Raw genomic sequence first — 17,831 nt, forward strand, 5'->3', positions numbered from 1 at the left:
CCATGGAACTGATCACGCTACGGGACGCGCCGATCGGGCGACTGCTCGTGGTCGCCGGGCACCTCACCGGCCAGCGGTGGAACCGCTACCTCGCCGAGGCCCACGGTCTCACCCAGGCCGGGATGGTCACCCTGATGACCCTCGCGGAGCACGGCGAGCTGCCGCACCGCACGGTCGCCGAGCACTGTTTCGTCCGGCCGGCGACCCTGACCGGCATCGTCGACACCCTCGCCCGCGACGGCCTCGTCGAGCGGCAGCGCGACCAGGCCGACCGGCGCAGCGTCCGGATCGCGATCACGGCGGCCGGTCGGGCCCGGGTCGAGGCGCTGACCGCCCTGATCCGCTCCGCCGCCCCGCTCACCTCGGTCGACGCCGACCCGACGAAGGCCGCGGTGATCCGCGAGTTCCTCTTCGAGGTCATCGGCAGCGCCGACCAGGGCACCCTCGAAGGCAGGTCGGCATGCTGACCCGGCTGCTGCGTACGCACCTGCGCCCGTACCACCGGCCGCTGGCCGCGGTGGTGCTGCTCCAGTTCGTCGGCACGATGGCGTCGCTCTACCTGCCCAGCCTCAACGCCGACATCATCGACCTGGGCGTGGCCCGGGGCGACACCGACTACATCCTGCGCACCGGCGGGTGGATGCTCGCGGTCAGCCTGGTCCAGATCGTCTGCTCGGTCGCGGCCGTCTACCTCGGCGCGCGGACGGCGATGGCGTTCGGCCGGGACGTCCGGTCAGCCATCTTCGGGCACGTCAACCGCTTCTCCGCCCGCGAGGTCGCCCGGTTCGGCGCGCCGTCGCTGATCACCCGCAACACCAACGACGTCCAGCAGGTGCAGATGCTCGTGCTGATGAGCTGCACGATGCTCGTCACCGCGCCCATCATGAGCGTCGGCGGCGTGGTGATGGCGTTGCGCGAGGATCTCGGGCTCTCCTGGCTGATGCTGGTCAGCGTGCCCGTGCTGGCCGTCGCCCTGTGGCTGATCATCCGGCGGATGGTGCCCGGCTTCCGGCTCATGCAGACCCGCATCGACACCGTCAACCGGGTGCTGCGCGAGCAGATCACCGGCATCCGGGTGGTACGCGCGTTCGTGCGGGAGCCGTACGAGACGGAACGCTTCGCCACGGCGAACGCCGACCTCACCGCGACCGCCCTGCGCATCGGCCGCCTGATGGCGTTGATCTTCCCGGTGGTGATGCTGGTGCTCAACGTCTCCAGCGTCGCCGTGCTCTGGTTCGGCGCCCAGCGGGTGGACGACGGGGCGATCCAGGTCGGTGCCCTCACCGCCTTCCTCCAGTACCTGATGCAGATCCTGATGGCCGTCATGATGGCCACCTTCATGCTGATGATGGTGCCGCGCGCGGCGGTCTGCGCCGAACGGATCGTCGAGGTGCTCGACACCGACTCCTCCGTGGTGCCCCCCGCCCGCCCCGTGACCGAGGTGACGACCCGCGGCGAGTTGGAGTTGCGCGACGTCGGGTTCCAGTACCCGGGCGCGGCCGAGCCGGTGCTGCGCGACGTGTCGTTCCGGGTGACACCGGGTACGACGACGGCGATCATCGGCAGCACCGGCGCGGGCAAGACCACCCTGCTGTCGCTCGTCCCCCGGCTGGTCGACACGACCGCAGGCAGGGTGCTGGTCGACGGCGTCGACGTACGGGACCTGGCGCCGGACGAGCTGTGGCGCCGGATCGGGCTGGTGCCGCAGCGGCCGTACCTGTTCACCGGGACCGTGGCGAGCAACCTGCGCTACGGCAACCCGGACGCGACCGACGAGGAACTCCGGGACGCGCTGGAGATCGCCCAGGCGCGCGACTTCGTGGAGGCGATGCCCGAGGGGCTCCAGGCGCCGATCGCGCAGGGCGGCACGAACGTCTCCGGCGGGCAGCGGCAGCGGCTGGCCATCGCGCGGGCGCTGGTCCGGCGGCCGGAGATCTACCTCTTCGACGACTCGTTCTCCGCGCTCGACCTCGGCACCGACGCGCGGTTGCGGGCGGCGCTGCGGCCGGTCACCGCGGACGCCGCCGTGGTGATCGTGGCGCAGCGGGTCTCCACCATCGTCGGCGCCGACCAGATCGTCGTGCTGGAGAACGGCGGCGTGGTCGGGATCGGCCGGCACGACGAACTGCTCCGCACCTGCCCGACGTACGCCGAGATCGTGGCGTCGCAGAACACGTCGGAGGTGGCCGCGTGACCGAGCGAACCATCAGGCACAGCAGCGCGGCGCCTCGCGGCGCCGCCGAGCGAAACGAGGTGGCGGCGTGAGCGCCGTACCGCAGCAGAAGCCGGCCGCCGACGCGCGGACGCCGAAACGGCTGCCGCCCGGCGGGCACCGCGGCGGTCCACACGGCGGCGTCGGGATGCCCGCCGAACGGTCGATGAACTTCGGTCCGTCGGCCCGGCGGCTGCTGGGCCGGCTGCGCCCGCAGCGCCTCCAGCTCGTCGCCGTGATCGCGTTGGCGGTGCTCAGCGTCGGGCTCAGCGTGGTCGGGCCGAAGGTGCTCGGCTGGGCCACGGACCTGATCTTCACCGGGGTGATCGGCCGGCAGTTGCCGGCCGGCACGACCGCCGACCAGGCGGTGGACGCGGCGCGGGCCGCCGGCAACGACAGCTTCGCCGACATGCTCGCCCGGATGGACGTGGTGCCCGGCGTGGGCATCGACTTCACGGCGCTGGCGCGGGTGCTGCTGCTGGCGCTCGGGCTCTACGTGGCGGCCAGCCTGCTGATGTGGTGGCAGGGCTGGCTGCTCAACGGGGTGGTGCAGCGCACCGTGCTGCGGCTGCGCGCCGACGTGGAGGACAAGCTCAACCGCCTGCCGCTGCCCTACTTCGACCGGCAGCCCCGGGGCGAGCTGCTCAGCCGGGTCACCAACGACATCGACAACATCTCGACCAGCCTCCAGCAGACCCTGAGTCAGCTGCTCACCTCGCTGCTCACCGTGGTCGGCGTGCTGGCCATGATGTTCTGGATCTCGCCGCTGCTCGCCCTGGTGGCCCTGGTCGCGGTCCCGGTCTCGGTGGTCGTCACCGCCAGCATCGCCAAGCGGTCGCAGCGGCAGTTCATCGACCAGTGGGCGCACACCGGCGAGCTGAACGGCCAGATCGAGGAGGCGTTCACCGGCCACGAGCTGGTCAAGGTCTTCGGCCGGCAGCGCGAGGTGGAGGCCGCCTTCACCGCGAAGAACGAGGAGCTGTTCCGGGCGAGCTTCGGCGCCCAGTTCATCTCCGGGATCATCATGCCGGCGATGATGTTCGTCGGGAACCTCAGCTACGTGGCGATCGCCGTCGTCGGCGGCCTGCGGGTGGCGTCGGGCACGATGAGCCTCGGCGACGTGCAGGCGTTCATCCAGTACTCCCGGCAGTTCACCCAGCCACTCACCCAGGTCGCCTCGATGGCGAACCTGCTCCAGTCCGGGGTGGCCTCCGCCGAGCGGGTCTTCGCCGTGCTCGACGCCGAGGAGCAGAGCCCCGACCCGGCCGAGCCGGCCCGGGTACGCGACCCGCACGGCCGGGTCGAGTTCGCCAACGTCTCCTTCCGGTACGCCCCGGACAAGCCCCTGATCGAGGACCTCTCCCTGGTCGCCGAGCCCGGGCACACGGTGGCCATCGTCGGGCCGACCGGGGCCGGCAAGACCACACTGGTCAACCTGGTCATGCGCTTCTACGAGCTGGACGCCGGCCGGATCACGCTCGACGGGGTGGACGTCACCACGATGCGCCGAGACGACCTGCGCGGCCGGATCGGCATGGTCCTCCAGGAGACCTGGCTCTTCGGGGGCACCATCCGCGACAACATCGCGTACGGGCGGCCGGGGGCGACCGAGGAGGAGATCGTGGCCGCGGCCCGGGCGACGTTCGTGGACCGCTTCGTGCGCAGCCTGCCCGACGGCTACGACACGGTGATCGACGAGGAGGGCAGCAACGTCAGCGCCGGCGAGAAGCAGCTCATCACGATCGCCCGGGCCTTCCTCGCCGAGCCGTCGCTGCTGATCCTGGACGAGGCGACCAGCTCGGTGGACACCCGCACCGAGGTGCTGCTCCAGCGGGCGATGGCCGCGCTGCGGTCGGACCGGACGAGCTTCGTCATCGCGCACCGGCTCTCCACCATCCGCGACGCCGACCTGATCCTGATGATGGAGGACGGCCGGATCGTGGAACAGGGCACGCACGACGAGTTGCTCGCCGCGCAGGGCGCGTACCACCGCCTGTACCGGTCACAGTTCACCGCCGCCATCCAGCCCGACCCCGAGCCCCAGCCCGACCCCGAACCCGCGTCGCTCGAGGGGTCGTCCCGGTGACGGGGAGGCCGCCGGTGGCGACGGGCGGGCCGTCGACGGGGTCGGGGCCGGGCGGAGGCTCAGCGCGCCGGCAGCAGGGCCGGGCCGCGGTCGGCCACCACCGTGCCGACCAGCCGGAGGGCGTCGGCGGCGGGCATCGGGTCCAGGGCGTGGCCGCCGCGCACCCGCAGCGAGACCGCGCCCCCGGCCGCCTCGCGGGGGCCGATGACGGCGGCGTACGGGACCCGGGCGCGGGCCGCGTCCCGGATGCGGGAGCCCAGCGAACCGGCCCCGTCGACCTCCACGCGCAACCCTGCCGCCAGCGCGTCGCGGGCGAGCCGGGCCGCCGCGTCCGCCTGTCCGTCCCCGACGGGCAGCACCACCAACTGGACCGGGGCGTACCAGGCCGGGAAGGCACCCTCGTGCACCTCGATCAGGTACGCGAAGAGCCGCTCCATGCTGCCGACGAGGCTCCGGTGCACCATCACCGGTCGACGCCGCGCCCCGGACGCGTCGGTGTACGACAGGTCGAACCGCTCCGGCTTGTCGAAGTCGAGCTGGACGGTGGAGAGGGTGGACTCCCGCCCGGCGGCGTCCAGCACCTGGATGTCGATCTTCGGGCCGTAGAACGCGGCCTCCCCCGGCGCCTCGGTGAACTCCACCCCGTCGAGCGCGGCGCGGAGCAGCTCCTCGGCCCGCGCCCACTGGTCGTCGTCCCCGACGTACTTCTCCCCCGGCCCGCGCAGCGACAGCCGGAACCCGGCTGGCCGTACGCCGAGCGCGGCGTGCGCCTCGCGGATCAGCCGGAGGATCTCGACGACCTCCTCGCCCACCTGCTCCAGGGCGCAGAAGTTGTGCGCGTCGTTGAGCGAGATGGCCCGCACCCGGGACAGCCCGCCGAGCACCCCCGATCGCTCGGCCCGGTACATGCCGCCCAGCTCGGCGATCCGCAGCGGCAGCTCCCGGTAGGAACGCCCCCGGGCCCGGAACACCAGCGCGTGGTGCGGGCAGAGTGCCGGGCGCAGCACGAGCTCGTCGTCGGCGCCGAGTGCCATCGGCGGGAACATGTCGTCGGCGAAGTAGCCGAGGTGGCCGGAGAGTTCGAAGAGTTCCCGCCTGCCCAGCGGCGGGGTGAGCACGTGCCGGTAGCCGGCCCGGCGTTCCAGCTCGCGGACGTACTCCTCGACGGCGTGCCGGGCGGCGGCGCCGGCCGGCAGCCAGAGCGGCAGCCCGGCGCCGGCCAGCGGGTCGGAGTCGAACAGTTCCAGCTCCCGGCCGAGCCTGCGGTGGTCGATCATGTCGCGCTCCTTGATCGGGTACGCCCCTCGGGCGACCCGGTCACCGGACGCCACGAGGCCCCGGGGCGGATCGCCCCGGGGCCTCGTCGACGGTCAGGTCAGTACGGCGCGCCGGGGTCTCCCGGCGTCGTGGTGGATACCGCACTGCGCATGCGGCGACGGTACGTCCCCGGTCGCGGGTACCGCAGCCGGTTTTTCGGGGCGGCCCGGCACCCGGACGGCGTGGGCGGGGCCACGGGGCGGCACACCGCGCGGGACAGGGGTGGGCCGCCGGCACGGGACCTGCCGGCGGCCCGCGGCGGCCGAACCGTCAGGAACGGGGGACCCGACGGTCGTACGGCCGCGCGCCGACAACGGTACGCCGGGACGCTCCGTTCCGCCGACCCTCGGCGGTACGCGGATCCGTCACCTCCGGCCCGGTCCGCTCGTTGTGTGCGGTGGCCCCGCAGTGTCGGCGATCACCACGAGCCAGGGTCCTGCCCTGTGACGCTGGACGACCCGTCAGGCTCGGTCCACGCAATCGGCCCCGTCCGGCGAGGTGGCAGTCGTGCCCGAACTACTCACTGAGGTCGCTTCGCCGACCTGGGCGTACCTCGCACTGCTCGCGCTGCTGATCGCGGACGCCTTCGTCCCGGTGATCCCCACCCAGGTCGTGATGATCACCGGCGGCGCGCTCACCGTGTACGGCGGGCTGAACCTTCCGGTGACCATCGCCGTCGGCGCGCTGGGTGTCTTCGTCGGCGACCTCGCCTGCTACCTGCTCGGCCGGGGCGCGCCGGACCGCCGGGAACCCCGCGACATCCAGCGGGGCCGGGCCCGGCGGGTCGCCAGCCGGGTCACCCAGGGGCTGCGCCGGCCCGGTCCGCTCGTGATCCTGCTCTGCCGCTTCGTGCCGGGCGGCCGGATGGCGGCCTGCTTCTCCGCCGGCCGCAGCCGGTACCCGTACCGGCTCTTCCTGCTCTACGAGGGCCTGGCGGCACTGGGCTGGGCGACGTACGGCGGCATGGTCGGGCACCTCGGCGGCACGGCGCTCACCGAGTCGGCGTGGCGGCTGGCGCTGATCGCCGGTGCCGCGGCGGCCGGCTTCGCGGCGGCGGGCTGGGCCATGACCGTCGTCGGCGCCCGGCGGGCGACCGGTTCGGTGGCGGCGGTGCCGGTCGTCGTCACCGCGAGGACGGACGCGCCCGGCGCGGAGTGACCGGTCGCCCCGGAACGCCTAGGGGTGGTCCCGGGGACCGATCTCGGTGAGCTGACCGGATCCGCCTGGGGTTCCTTCCGGGACAGGCTGAGCCATGCGCGCAACCCGGAACAGTGGACTGCTGGCCCTCGGCGGGATCGCCCTGGCGGCGCTGCTCGCCGTGATGGGCCACGTCGGGGTGAACGAGGACCTGGACCCGTGGGCGCTGACCGTCAGCGACTTCGCCGTCTCCGACCGGGGCGGCGTGATCGACGTGGCGATGGTGGTGCTCGCGGCGGCCACCGCCGTGCTCCTGCCCGCCCTGCGGCTCGCCCACCGGCCCCCCGCCGCCCGGCCGGGCCGGGCGGCCGAGGTGCTGCTGGCCGCCTGGATCGGTGGGCTGCTGCTGGCCGCGGTCGTGCCGACGAACGAGCCCGGCCTGCCCATGGACACCGCCGCCTACGTCCACCGGTACGCCTCGGTGGTGGCCTTCCTGGCGCTGCCGGTCGCCGGCTGGCTGCTCGCCCGACGGCTGCCGGACGCCGCAGCCCGCCGGGTACGCGGTCTCGCCATGGCCAGCGTGGCCCTGGCGGCGGCGATGATCTGGTCGGCCTACCCCGGCGACCGGCTGCTGCTCGGCCTGGTGGAGCGCCTGTTGATCCTCACCGAGGTCGCCGTGCTCGTCGTCGTCGCGGTCACCCTGCTCCGCCGGGTCACTCCAGCTCGTGCAGCATGAGCTGGCGGGCGGCCTCGGTGATGGAGCCGGAGAGGCTCGGGTAGATCGTTATCGTCTGGGCCAGTTCGTTGACCGTGAGGTTGTTCTCCACCGCCATGGTGATCGGCAGGATCAGCTCGCTCGCCTTCGGCGCCACCACCACGCCGCCGATCACCTGACCGCTGGCCGGGCGGCAGAAGAGCTTGACGAAGCCGTCGGCGAGGTCGTCCATCTTGGCGCGGGCGTTGCCGTCCAGCGGCAGCATGACCTGCCGGGCCGGCACCCTGCCCGCGTCGACCTCGTCCTGCGAGACACCCACGGTGGCCAGCTCCGGGTCGGTGAACACGTTCGCCGCGACGGTACGCAGCCGCAGCGGCCGGACCGCCTCGCCGAGCGCGTGCCACATCGCGATCCGTCCCTGCATGGCGGCGACGCTCGCCAGCGGCAGCACCCCGGTGCAGTCGCCGGCGGCGTAGATGCCGGGCACGTTGGTCCGGGAGACCCGGTCGACGGTGACGTAGCCACCCCGGGCCAGCGCGACGCCGTACTCGGCCAGGCCCAGGTCGGCGGTGTTGGGGATGGAGCCGACCGCGATCAGCGCGTGCGAGCCGGCCACCCGGCGGCCGTCGGAGAGCTCGACCTCCACCCCGTCGGCGGTACGCCGGACCGCGTCCGCCCGGGAGTTGTTCAGGATGCTCATGCCCCGGTTGCGGAAGACCCGCTCTATGGCCATGGCCGCGTCGGCGTCCTCGTGCGGCATCACCCGGTCGCGGCTGGACACCAGGGTCACCTGCACGCCCATCGCCAGGTAGGCGCTGGCGAACTCCGCGCCGGTGACGCCGGAGCCGACCACGATCAGATGCTCGGGCAGCTCCGGCAGGTCGTACACCTGGCGCCAGTTCAGGATGCGCTCGCCGTCCGGCAGGGCGGTGGGCAGCTGGCGTGGGGTGGCACCGGTGGCGACCAGCACGGTCGACGCGGCGATCGACTGCTCCTCGCCGCCGTCGGTCGGGGTGACGAGCACCCGGTGGGTGTGGCCGAGGGTGTCCTCGCCGAGCCGGGCGGTGCCCGACACGAAGGTCACCCCGGCCTTGACGAGCTTGGCGTGGATGTCGGCGGACTGGGCGAGCGCGAGGCGCTTGACCCGCTCGTGCACCGCGCTGGCGTCGACCGTGACCGCTTCCAGCCCGTCGGAGTGCACCCCGAACTCCTCGGTGTCCCGGTAGCCGGTGACCACCTCTGAGCTGGCGATGAAGGTCTTCGACGGTACGCAGTCGGACAGCACGCAGGCCCCGCCGGCACCATCCGCCTCCACGACGGTGACGTCGGCGTCCAGCTGCGCGGCGACCAGGGCCGCCTCGTAGCCGGCCGGTCCACCGCCGATGATCACGATCTGGCTCACAGGGCCATCCTTTCGTTCGCGACTGCGGGGCTCCGCTCCGCTGCACTCCTCGCGCTCACCGCGCCCGCCCCCGACCAATGCTCACAGTGACTTTCTTCTCCCGAACGCGTCCGACACGCACCGTCGTATTCTCCCCCACCCGCCGGGCGGGCTATCGTCATCGCCGTGCGTCATCACGCCGCCTACGGCTCAAACCTCGACCCCGCCCGCATGCGCGCCTACTGTCCGCATTCGCCGATGGTGGGCACAGGCTGGTTGGAAGGCTGGCGCCTCACCTTCGCGGGCGAGGACGTGATCGGCTGGGAGGGTGCCGTCACCACCGTCGTCGAGTCCCCCGGCGACCGGGTCTTCGTGGCGATCTACGACATCCACCCGTACGACGCCGCCCAGCTCGACGAGTTGGAGGGGGTGAGCGCCGGCACGTACCGCAAGCTGCACGTACGCGTCTCCACCCTCGACGGCGACGTGACCGCGTGGATCTACGTCTTCGACGGGTACGAGGGCGGGCTGCCCACGGCGTGGTATCTCTCGGAGATCGCGAACGCCGCCGAGAAGGCGGGCGCGCCGGACGACTACGTCACCGAGCTGCGGTCCCGCCCCACCGGCACCGCGTCGGCCTAGCGACCCTCGTCGGCCCCACGCGTCTCCCACGGCCCCAGTCTGCTCCGGCGCCGGCTGGGGCCTTTATCCGGCCCCGCGGCCGGCGTCGTCAATCACACACCGGCGGCCGGTACGACCAACTCGTACATGTCGACCCGGCGCACCTCGCCCAGCCCCACCGACCGGTACAGCGAGAGCGGGGCGGTCGGGTTGGCCAGGTCGACGCCGAGGCCGGCGGACTCGCGGCCCTTCTCCGCGTACCGGGCGAACGCGTGGCCCAGCAGTGCCGCTCCCACGCCCCGGCGCCGCTGGCCGGGGAGCACGGCGAGGTTCTTGACCCAGCCCTCGTTACGGTCGAGCGCCTGGTCGGAGGACTGGAGAACGCCTGCCGGCTGCCCGTCCACCTCGGCGACGAACCATTCGTCCCAGGCGGTGTCGGCCCCGATCCGGGCCTGCCAGCGGTCGTAGGTCAGCGGCTCGTGGTCAAGGGTGTCGCGGAAGGCGGTGTCGTAGATCCGGTGGAAGTCGCGCAGTTCCGACTCGTCGCCGGGGCGCAGCGGACGGACCGTCACCCCGGCCGGCGGTGCCGGCGGCTCGCCGGGCACTCCCGCCAGCGACCGGCTCATGACCTGGTACCGCTTGGCGAAGCCGAACCCCGCGCCGACCAGTTCCTCGACCCACCGACGCTCGGGCGGGTACGCGGCGCACCGCACGGTCAGGGCCGGCAGGCCACGCTCGGCGGCGCGCCCGGCCACCCGGTCCAGTTGCCGGGCCAGCAGCGACGCCCGCACCGACGCGCCCCGGTCCGGGTCGACGAACACGTCGACGAACTCCCGGCCCGTCCCCGTCGAGTTCTCCAGGATCGCCCAGGCCACCAGACTTTCGTCGGGGTCGGCGACCACCCAGGAGTCCCGGTCCGGGTCGACGTTCGGCGCGGTCAGTGCTTCGCGCACGTCCTCCGCGTCGAAGTCCGGGTGGCCGATGGCGAACGTGTCGGCGGCGTGCACCACCGCCAGGATGGCCGGCACGTCGTCCAGGGTGGGTCGGCGGGCGTGCCAGCCGGCGGGGAGAGTCACGGGGCGATCCTGACAGGCGGGACGCCGGGACGCCGCCGATTTTCCGACCACTGCGCCGACCGACTGCCGACAGCTCCGGACGCGGCAACTCCGGGCGCGGGACGCCGGAAGCGGACGCCGGCCGGACAGCGGGCGTCAGGAAGCGGGCGCCGGGACGCGGCGGCTCAGTCCGGGTCGGTCAGGTGGGTCCTGGCCGCGGTGAGCAGCTCCACCAGCTCGGCACCGTCCGCCGGGCCGAGCGCCGCGAACGCCGGCGAGGCCAGCCGGTCGGTCACCGCCTCGGCCCAGAGTCGCCGCCGGACCAGCGGACCGACCGGCGGGTACGGCGGCGGCCAGCCGCAGGCGACCGCGCCGGCCTCCCCCTCCGGCCCAGCGAGCACGGCCTCCAGCGGAGTCATTCCGCTGGCCCGGACCGCGATCAGGTGCGCACCGGCGAAGTACTCGCGGAGCAGGCGCAGGCCGACGGCCGCCCGGGCGCCGGCCGTCCGGACCGGCACCGGCATGGCGCGCCAGGCGGCGAAGAGCGGCATGCCGCTGGCATCCGCGGCGTCGACCGCGCAGCCGAGCAGGGCGGCGAGCCGGCTCACCCCGGCAAGGGTGTCTAGCCGGTACTCGCCCCACCGGCAGCACTCGGCGAGGGTGGCGGCGGCCACCTCGACCGGCGGGACGACCCGGCGGGCCGCGTCCCAGCCGTCGGCGACCGCTTCGGGGGCCAGGAAGCCGAGGGCGGCGGCGACCATCTCGGCGCGGACGTCCCCGAGGGCGCCGGCCCGCCCGGTGACGTAGAACGCCCAGCCGGAGATGCCGAGCAGCCGCGCCCGACGCAGGGTGGTCGGGCAGCGGGTGAAGACGTCGCCGAGTTCCAACACGATCGGCTTGCTGGCCGCGGCGACCTGCTCCGGCGTCATCCGCCCGCTCCCCGGTCGCCCAGTCCGTCCACAGCGGTCAGTCTGCCGCGCCGCCGCCCTACCCGGCATCCCCCTCTTCGGCGTCGAGCGCCTCCACCGCCGCCTCGACCTCGCCGGCGTGCCGGCGCGCAGCCGTCACCGTCCGTTCCGCCCCGCGCCGCGCCAGCCTCGCCCGGCTCAGGTCCTGCTCGGCGACGGCCCGGCGCCGCTCCAGCTCGGCCAGTTCCGCCTCGATCGCGTCCAGGGCGGCGACGCCGTCGCGCTCGGCCGTCGTCGCGCCGGCCAGCTCCGCCTCGGCCCGTTCCTGGCCGGTACGCGCCTTCGCCAGCTCCTTCTCCAGCGCCCGCCGTCGGCGTGCCCGCTCCGCCCGGGCGGCCCGTTCCGCCTGCTCGGCGTGGAGCGCGGCCCGGTCGCCGCCGGACTTCTTCCCGGCCGGCTCGGGGCGGGGCGCCGGTTCCGGTTCCTCTTCCTCCCCACCGGTCACCAGACGCAGTTGCGGGCGGGGCACCTCGCCGAAGCCGGCGTAGGTGGCCGCCCGCAGCAGCCGGCCGGAGCGGACCTGTTCGGCGACGTCGGTGTCGGCGAGCGCCGCGTTGAGGGTGGCCTCCACCTCGGCCAGCGGCAGCTTCCCGGCCGGCGGGGCCCCCTCGGCTCCCGCCGCCAGCTTGCGCACCTCGGCGACGAGCGCGCCGACGACGGCACGCCGCTGGGCGGAGAGTTCCCGCAGCCGGGGCCCGCGCAGCTCGCGCTGGGCGGCGCGCAGCGCCTCGGCGAGCTGGGCCAGGTCGGCGACCAGATCGGGGCTGCGGATGGCGAGCAGGTTGACCAGCCAGGCCGCCACGGTGGGCCGGCGCAGCCGGGCGATCTCCCGGGCGGCCTTCGGGTCGCCGGCCCGCCGGGCCTCGGCGGCGGCTTCGTCACGGATCGCGACGAACCGGTCCGGCGGCGTGGTGTAGAGCCGGTGCACCAGCTCTCGGGGCGGGCCGGGCATCGCCGTCAGGCGTCGATCCGCGTGCCCGGTTCGAGCCGGCGGTAGTCCACGTCGGACAGCCGGGCGAAGTTGCTGTTCAGCACGGCGAGCCCGTGCTCGTTGAGCAGCCCGTCGTGCAGCGCGTACGCCCGGCGCGGGGCGACCGCCCGGAGGAAGTCCAACGACTCGGAGAACTTCGTCCACGGGGCGTGGATCGGCAGGAAGAGCGTGTCGACCTGCGTGTCCTCGGGGACGACCAGGCTGTCCCCCGGGTGGTAGACCACGTCGTTCAGCAGGTACGCCAGGTTGTCCACCACCGGGATGTCGGGATGGATCACGGCGTGCCGGCCGCCGTGGGCGCGTACGGGCACGCCAGCGGCCGTGAACGACTGTCCGGGCCGGACGGGGTCGAGCGCCTCCGCAGCGTCGCCCAGGGTGCTGGCGAGCGACGCCGGGCCGTGGATGACGAACCGACGCCGGTCGAGCTGCCGGGTGACCGCCTCGACGTCCAGGTGGTCGGGGTGCTCGTGGGTGATCAGCACCGCGTCCGCCCCGTCGAGCGCCGCCGCCTCGCTGAACACGCCCGGGTCGATGACCAGCACTCCCCCGTCGTGCTCCACCCGGAGACAGGAGTGGGCGTACTTGGTGAGCTGCATCGTGACTCCAAGATTATCGAATCGTGACGTCCTGAGCGCAGTCTGCCGGAACCGACGTGGCCGCGCGTCGCGTCTGACGTATCGCCCCGCAAGGGGGCGAGGAGATGGAGGCGGCATGGACGCACGGCAAGGACGACGTCGAGGCGTACGACTGACGGCCGCCGCGATGGTCGCGCTGCTCGCGCTGGCGGGCTGCGGCAGCGATGCCGGCAACGACTCGGGTGGTGCGCCGGCGGCGGTGGAACGGAACCGGGCCGGCGGTGCGGCCGAGCAGGCGGCCGGTGCGGCGGACCAGGCGGGCGGCGCGGGCGAGCAGGGTGGCCGCAAGGCCGAGGGCAGCGGTGCCGGCGCACCCGACCTGCGGGTCGACCAGCGGTCCATCATCTACACCGGCACGATGCGCGTGCAGGTGGACGATGTGGACGCCGCGGCACGGAGCGCGATCGCCACGGTCACGGCGGCCGGCGGCTTCGTCGGCGGCGACCAGCGACGCAGCGCCGACGCGGACGCGCGGGCCGAACTGAAGCTGAGGGTGCCGGCGGCGAAGTTTCACGGCGTCGTCGAAGAGCTGGCGAAGCTGGGCCGGCAGCAGCGACGGGAGATCCACACCGAGGACGTCACCGAGCAGGTGGTCGACCTGGACGCGCGGATCGTCACCCAGCGCGCCCGGGTGGAGAGCGCCCGCCGCCTGCTGGCGCGGGCCTCCTCGATCAGCGACCTGGTGTCGCTGGAGAACGAGCTGTCCCGCCGGGAGGCCGACCTCGCCTCGCTGGAGGCGAAGAAGGAGCGGCTGGCGGACCTGACGAGCCTGTCGACGATCACCGTGTCGCTGGTCGGCCCGGACGCGAGCACCGCCGACGAGGAGACCGAGGTCGGCTTCCTCGTGGGGCTCAAGGGCGGCTGGAAGGTCTTCCTGACCTCGATGACCGTCCTGCTGACGGTGCTGGGTGCGGTGCTGCCGTGGCTGCTGGCGCTGGGCGTACCGCTGACGGTGCTGCTGGTGGTGCTGCGCCGGCGGCGACGCACGGCCCCGCCGCCGGTGACGCCGACCGGTCCGGCCGCGTCGCTGCCGCCTACCGCACCGCCGCCAGTGCCCGCAGCGCGGTCTGGACCATGAGCCGTACGCCGACCGGGATGGCGCGTTCGTCCGCGTCGAACGAGGCCCGGTGCAGGTCCACGTTCGGGCCGGAACGGCCGACGCCCAGCCGGGCGAGCGCGCCGGGGACGTACTCCAGGTACCAGGAGAAGTCCTCGCCGCCCATGCTCTGCGGGGTCTCGGCGACGCCCTCCGGCCCGAGCGCGGAGACGGTGGCGGCGGTCAGGACCTGGATGGCCCGGGAGTCGTTGCACACCGGTGGGCGGCCCCGCAGGTATTCCAGGTCGACCGTGGCCCCGGTCGGGGCGACGACGTCGCGGATCACCTGACCCACGATCTTGGGGGCCAGTTCCCAGGTGTCGCGGTCCATCACCCGCAGGGTGCCGGAGGCGGACGCCTCGGAGGGGATGACGTTGTAACGGGTGCCGGCCGAGGCGTGGCCGAACACCAGCAGCAGCCCGCTGTTGGCCGGCACCCGGCGGCTGACCAGGGACGGCACCTCGGTGATCAGGCGGCCGAGCGCGTCGACCAGGTCGACGGTCAGGTGCGGGCGGGCGGTGTGCCCGCCGGGGCCGGTGAGCCGGACGGTGACGTTGTCGGCGGCCGCGGTGATCGGGCCGACCCGCAGGCCGATCTGCCCGACCGGCAGGTTGGGGTCGCAGTGCAGCGCGAAGATCTGCACCACGTCGTCCAGGCCGCCGGCCTCGATGACCTCCAGCGAGCCGCAGGGCAGGATCTCCTCGGCGGGCTGGAAGATCAGCCGGACCCGGCCGGGCAGCTCGCCGAGGTCGGCGAGCTGGGCCAGCAGCATGCCGACGCCGAGCATGACGGTGGTGTGCACGTCGTGACCGCAGGCGTGGCAGACGCCGTCCACGGTGGAGCGGTACGGCACGTCCTTCGAGTCGGTCAGTGGCAGGGCGTCGATGTCGGCGCGCAGCGCGATCACCGGGCCGTCGGGGCGGCCGTCGATGTCGCAGATGACCCCGTTGCCCTTCGGCAGCATCCGCGGCCTCAGCCCGGCCAGGGAGAGTTCCCGGGCGATCAGGGCTGCCGTCTCGAACTCCTCGCCGGAGAGCTCCGGGTGCGAGTGGAGGTGGCGACGGGTGGCGATCAGCCCGGGCATCCGGAGTTGGAGCAGGTGGTCCAGCTCGAAGGGCAGGGGCTGGGATCCCGACGGCGCTTCCAGCCGGGACGACCCCAGCTGGTTGCCGGTGGGCAGCGTCAACGCACTCGTCACGTCGAATTCTCGTTCGCTAGAGATGGATGGATCATCAGGAACAGCAGACAGCCTAGACCTCCGACGGTGACGCTGCGCAACATCGTTCCGGTAGCCGTCGGACCGCACTGCGTCACGAAAGCCCTGCTCGGAGCGGTCGTAGATCTGCGAGACAGCAGGTAGATCGCGGTCGGACGCCGTCATCTGCCCCACACCTCCTACAACGCGTAACCGGCTCGGCGGGCGCGAAATCGATGTCGATCTCGAGAGCCGTCGTTCCGAATTGTCGCATTAGTCGGTCCGGTGAACTGACACTCCGACAATTACCCGACGACCGCCGACCGAGGGCATCGGAGACGGTCACACACCCCGCCCCGCACCGACCGCACACCGTGTGCGTCCACGCCCACGGGGTTACCCCCGAACCCGACCGGCACACCGCCACGGCCGGTGGGCCACACCGCCCGCCGGGCCTCCGGGCCGGCGTCGCCGGAAACCGCTCCGCGCGCCCGCACCGCCGACGGTCCGGGGATCCTCCCCCGACTGTAGCGCTCCGCCGGGACGCCTGCGACCAGCAAAAACGTCGCGTGGGCCCGTCGTTACCCGCGCGTGGCCCGGCCCGTTACGGCACGAGGGAGGAACGGCCGACGGCCGCCCGCCCCGGCGGGGATCGGACGGCCGTCGGACGGCGTGATCAGAACCGGTCGGTCGGGCGGTAGAGCCCCCACACCTGGCGCAGGGTGCCGCAGACCTCGCCGACGGTGGCGCGGGCCCGCAGCGCCTCCTTCATCGGGTAGAGCACGTTCTCGGTGCCCTCCGCGGCGGCGCGCAGCCCGGCCAGCCCCCGCTCGACCGCCCCCGCGTCGCGCTCGGCGCGCAACCGGGCCAGCCGCTCGCCCTGCGCCGCCTCGATCGTCGGGTCGACCCGCAGCGGCTCGTACGGCTCCTCCTCGTCGACGGTGAACCGGTTGAGGCCCACCACCACCCGTTCCCCGGAGTCGATCTCCTGCGCGATCCGGTACGCGGACTGCTCGATCTCCCGCTTCTGGAAACCCGCCTCGATGGCGTCGACCGCCGAGCCGTGGTCGAAGACCCGGTCCATCAGCTCGTTCGCCGCCGCCTCGATCTCGGCGGTCATCGCCTCCACCACGTACGAGCCGGCGAACGGGTCGACGGTGGCGGTCAGGTCCGTCTCGTACGCCAGCACCTGCTGGGTACGCAGCGCCAGCCGGGCCGCCTTCTCGGTGGGCAGCGCGATCGCCTCGTCGAAGCTGTTGGTGTGCAGCGACTGGGTGCCGCCGAGCACCGCGCCGAGGCCCTGCACCGCCACCCGGACCAGGTTGACCTCGGGCTGCTGGGCGGTGAGCTGCACGCCCGCCGTCTGGGTGTGGAAGCGCAGCATCATCGACTTCGGGTTCCTGGCGCCGAACTCGTCGCGCATCAGCCGGGCCCAGATCCGGCGGGCGGCCCGGAACTTCGCCACCTCCTCCAGCAGGGTGGTGCGGGCGACGAAGAAGAACGACAGCCGGGGGGCGAAGTCGTCCACGTCCAGCCCGGCCGCGAGCGCCGCCCGGACGTACTCGACGCCGTTGGCCAGGGTGAACGCGATCTCCTGCGCGGGCGACGCGCCGGCCTCGGCCATGTGGTAGCCGGAGATGGAGATGGTGTTCCACTTCGGCACCTCCTTGCGGCAGTAGCCGAACGTGTCGGCGACCAGCCGCAGCGAGGGCTTCGGCGGGAAGATGTACGTCCCGCGGGCGATGTACTCCTTGAGGATGTCGTTCTGGATCGTGCCGTTCAGGGCCGAGCCGGCGACGCCGCTCTCCTCGGCCACGAGCTGGTAGAGCAGGAGCAGCACCGAGCCGGGCGCGTTGATGGTCATCGAGGTGGAGACCTTGTCCAGCGGGATGCCGTCGAACAGCAGCCGCATGTCGTCGATCGAGTCGATGGCCACCCCGACCTTGCCCACCTCGCCGTGCGCGATCGGGTCGTCGGAGTCGTAGCCCATCTGCGTCGGCAGGTCGAAGGCGACGGAGAGGCCCATCGTGCCGGCCCGCAACAACTGGTGGTAGCGCGCGTTGGACTCGATGGCGGTGCCGAAGCCGGCGTACTGCCGCATGGTCCAGGGACGGGAGGTGTACATGGTGGGGTAGACCCCACGGGTGTACGGGAACTCGCCCGGGCCGCCGAGCCGGGAGTCCAGGTCCTCCGGAAGGTCTGCCGCCGTGTAGACGCCCCTGATCGGAAAACCGGACTCGCTTGACCGCGGTTCGCTCATTAGCGGATGGTAGGACGCGCGACGGCGTCGGCGGGTGAGGGATACCGCACACCTGTCGGCGGACATCGACGAGAGGTGAACTTTCGGGTACGTACTGTTCAGTTCGGTAAACGTCCGCCGCGTCGGGTTTCGCATCGGGCGTCGGAACCAGCAAGATAGGGG

The 17,831-nt window shown here is 73.2% G+C and carries 15 protein-coding genes; 7 read left to right on the forward strand and 8 right to left on the reverse strand.

Going from position 1 to position 17,831, the window contains the following annotated elements; translation table 11 throughout:
- Positions 1 to 2: 2 nt before the first annotated feature.
- From AB0D32_RS02160 to AB0D32_RS02170, 3 genes are all read left to right on the forward strand, one after another.
- A complete protein-coding gene (locus AB0D32_RS02160; RefSeq protein WP_357083412.1) occupies positions 3 to 467 on the forward strand; it encodes a MarR family transcriptional regulator in 465 nt (154 codons plus the stop codon).
- Complete coding sequence (locus tag AB0D32_RS02165) at positions 461 to 2,194, forward strand: ABC transporter ATP-binding protein (protein ID WP_357083415.1); 1,734 nt, start codon at positions 461 to 463, stop codon at positions 2,192 to 2,194. The genes AB0D32_RS02160 and AB0D32_RS02165 overlap by 7 nt, the downstream gene beginning before the upstream one ends.
- A 67-nt stretch (positions 2,195 to 2,261) precedes the next feature.
- Positions 2,262 to 4,298: an ABC transporter ATP-binding protein gene (locus AB0D32_RS02170; RefSeq protein WP_357083418.1), complete on the forward strand. Its 2,037-nt coding sequence runs from the start codon at positions 2,262 to 2,264 to the stop codon at positions 4,296 to 4,298.
- Between the two features lie 59 nt (positions 4,299 to 4,357).
- Here AB0D32_RS02170 and thrS read toward each other — a convergent pair whose 3' ends face one another.
- Positions 4,358 to 5,575, reverse strand: a complete 1,218-nt coding sequence (thrS, locus tag AB0D32_RS02175; protein ID WP_357083421.1) for a threonine--tRNA ligase — start codon at positions 5,573 to 5,575, stop codon at positions 4,358 to 4,360.
- A gap of 547 nt (positions 5,576 to 6,122) precedes the next feature.
- Between thrS and AB0D32_RS02180 the strand changes: the two genes are divergently transcribed.
- Together AB0D32_RS02180 and AB0D32_RS02185 are read left to right on the forward strand one after the other, a co-directional pair.
- Positions 6,123 to 6,773: a DedA family protein gene (locus AB0D32_RS02180; RefSeq protein WP_357083424.1), complete on the forward strand. Its 651-nt coding sequence runs from the start codon at positions 6,123 to 6,125 to the stop codon at positions 6,771 to 6,773.
- A 94-nt stretch (positions 6,774 to 6,867) separates the two neighbouring features.
- The gene (locus AB0D32_RS02185; RefSeq protein ID WP_357083427.1) at positions 6,868 to 7,488 is read left to right on the forward strand and encodes a DUF998 domain-containing protein; all 621 of its coding nucleotides are present in this window, start codon (positions 6,868 to 6,870) and stop codon (positions 7,486 to 7,488) included.
- On the opposite strand, the gene AB0D32_RS02190 is transcribed toward AB0D32_RS02185, so the two are convergent.
- Positions 7,466 to 8,869: an NAD(P)H-quinone dehydrogenase gene (locus AB0D32_RS02190; protein WP_357083430.1), complete on the reverse strand. Its 1,404-nt coding sequence runs from the start codon at positions 8,867 to 8,869 to the stop codon at positions 7,466 to 7,468. The two genes, AB0D32_RS02185 and AB0D32_RS02190, sit on opposite strands and share 23 nt — an antisense overlap.
- Before the next feature lie 165 nt (positions 8,870 to 9,034).
- Here AB0D32_RS02190 and AB0D32_RS02195 point away from each other — a divergent pair, with 165 nt between their 5' ends.
- Entirely contained in the window at positions 9,035 to 9,490 is a 456-nt protein-coding gene (locus AB0D32_RS02195; protein WP_357083433.1) for a gamma-glutamylcyclotransferase, read from the forward strand.
- A gap of 92 nt (positions 9,491 to 9,582) precedes the next feature.
- Here the strand turns inward: AB0D32_RS02195 and AB0D32_RS02200 are convergent, their stop codons facing one another.
- From AB0D32_RS02200 to AB0D32_RS02215, 4 genes are all read right to left on the reverse strand, one after another.
- Positions 9,583 to 10,545: a GNAT family N-acetyltransferase gene (locus tag AB0D32_RS02200; protein WP_357083436.1), complete on the reverse strand. Its 963-nt coding sequence runs from the start codon at positions 10,543 to 10,545 to the stop codon at positions 9,583 to 9,585.
- A gap of 164 nt (positions 10,546 to 10,709) precedes the next feature.
- Positions 10,710 to 11,453: a hypothetical protein gene (locus tag AB0D32_RS02205; protein ID WP_357083440.1), complete on the reverse strand. Its 744-nt coding sequence runs from the start codon at positions 11,451 to 11,453 to the stop codon at positions 10,710 to 10,712.
- A 58-nt stretch (positions 11,454 to 11,511) separates the two neighbouring features.
- Positions 11,512 to 12,444, reverse strand: a complete 933-nt coding sequence (locus AB0D32_RS02210) for a hypothetical protein (RefSeq protein ID WP_357083443.1) — start codon at positions 12,442 to 12,444, stop codon at positions 11,512 to 11,514.
- A 5-nt stretch (positions 12,445 to 12,449) separates the two neighbouring features.
- The gene (locus tag AB0D32_RS02215; protein ID WP_357083445.1) at positions 12,450 to 13,079 is read right to left on the reverse strand and encodes an MBL fold metallo-hydrolase; all 630 of its coding nucleotides are present in this window, start codon (positions 13,077 to 13,079) and stop codon (positions 12,450 to 12,452) included.
- Positions 13,080 to 13,194: 115 nt separating this feature from the next.
- Between AB0D32_RS02215 and AB0D32_RS02220 the strand changes: the two genes are divergently transcribed.
- Complete coding sequence (locus AB0D32_RS02220) at positions 13,195 to 14,196, forward strand: DUF4349 domain-containing protein (RefSeq protein WP_357083448.1); 1,002 nt, start codon at positions 13,195 to 13,197, stop codon at positions 14,194 to 14,196.
- On the opposite strand, the gene AB0D32_RS02225 is transcribed toward AB0D32_RS02220, so the two are convergent.
- Both AB0D32_RS02225 and AB0D32_RS02230 read right to left on the reverse strand, forming a co-directional pair.
- Positions 14,153 to 15,412: an amidohydrolase gene (locus AB0D32_RS02225; protein WP_357083451.1), complete on the reverse strand. Its 1,260-nt coding sequence runs from the start codon at positions 15,410 to 15,412 to the stop codon at positions 14,153 to 14,155. The two genes, AB0D32_RS02220 and AB0D32_RS02225, sit on opposite strands and share 44 nt — an antisense overlap.
- A gap of 673 nt (positions 15,413 to 16,085) precedes the next feature.
- Complete coding sequence (locus AB0D32_RS02230) at positions 16,086 to 17,669, reverse strand: methylmalonyl-CoA mutase family protein (RefSeq protein ID WP_357083454.1); 1,584 nt, start codon at positions 17,667 to 17,669, stop codon at positions 16,086 to 16,088.
- Positions 17,670 to 17,831 lie beyond the last annotated feature (162 nt).

Source organism: Micromonospora sp. NPDC048170 (assembly GCF_040652795.1).
Lineage (GTDB): Bacteria > Actinomycetota > Actinomycetes > Mycobacteriales > Micromonosporaceae > Micromonospora.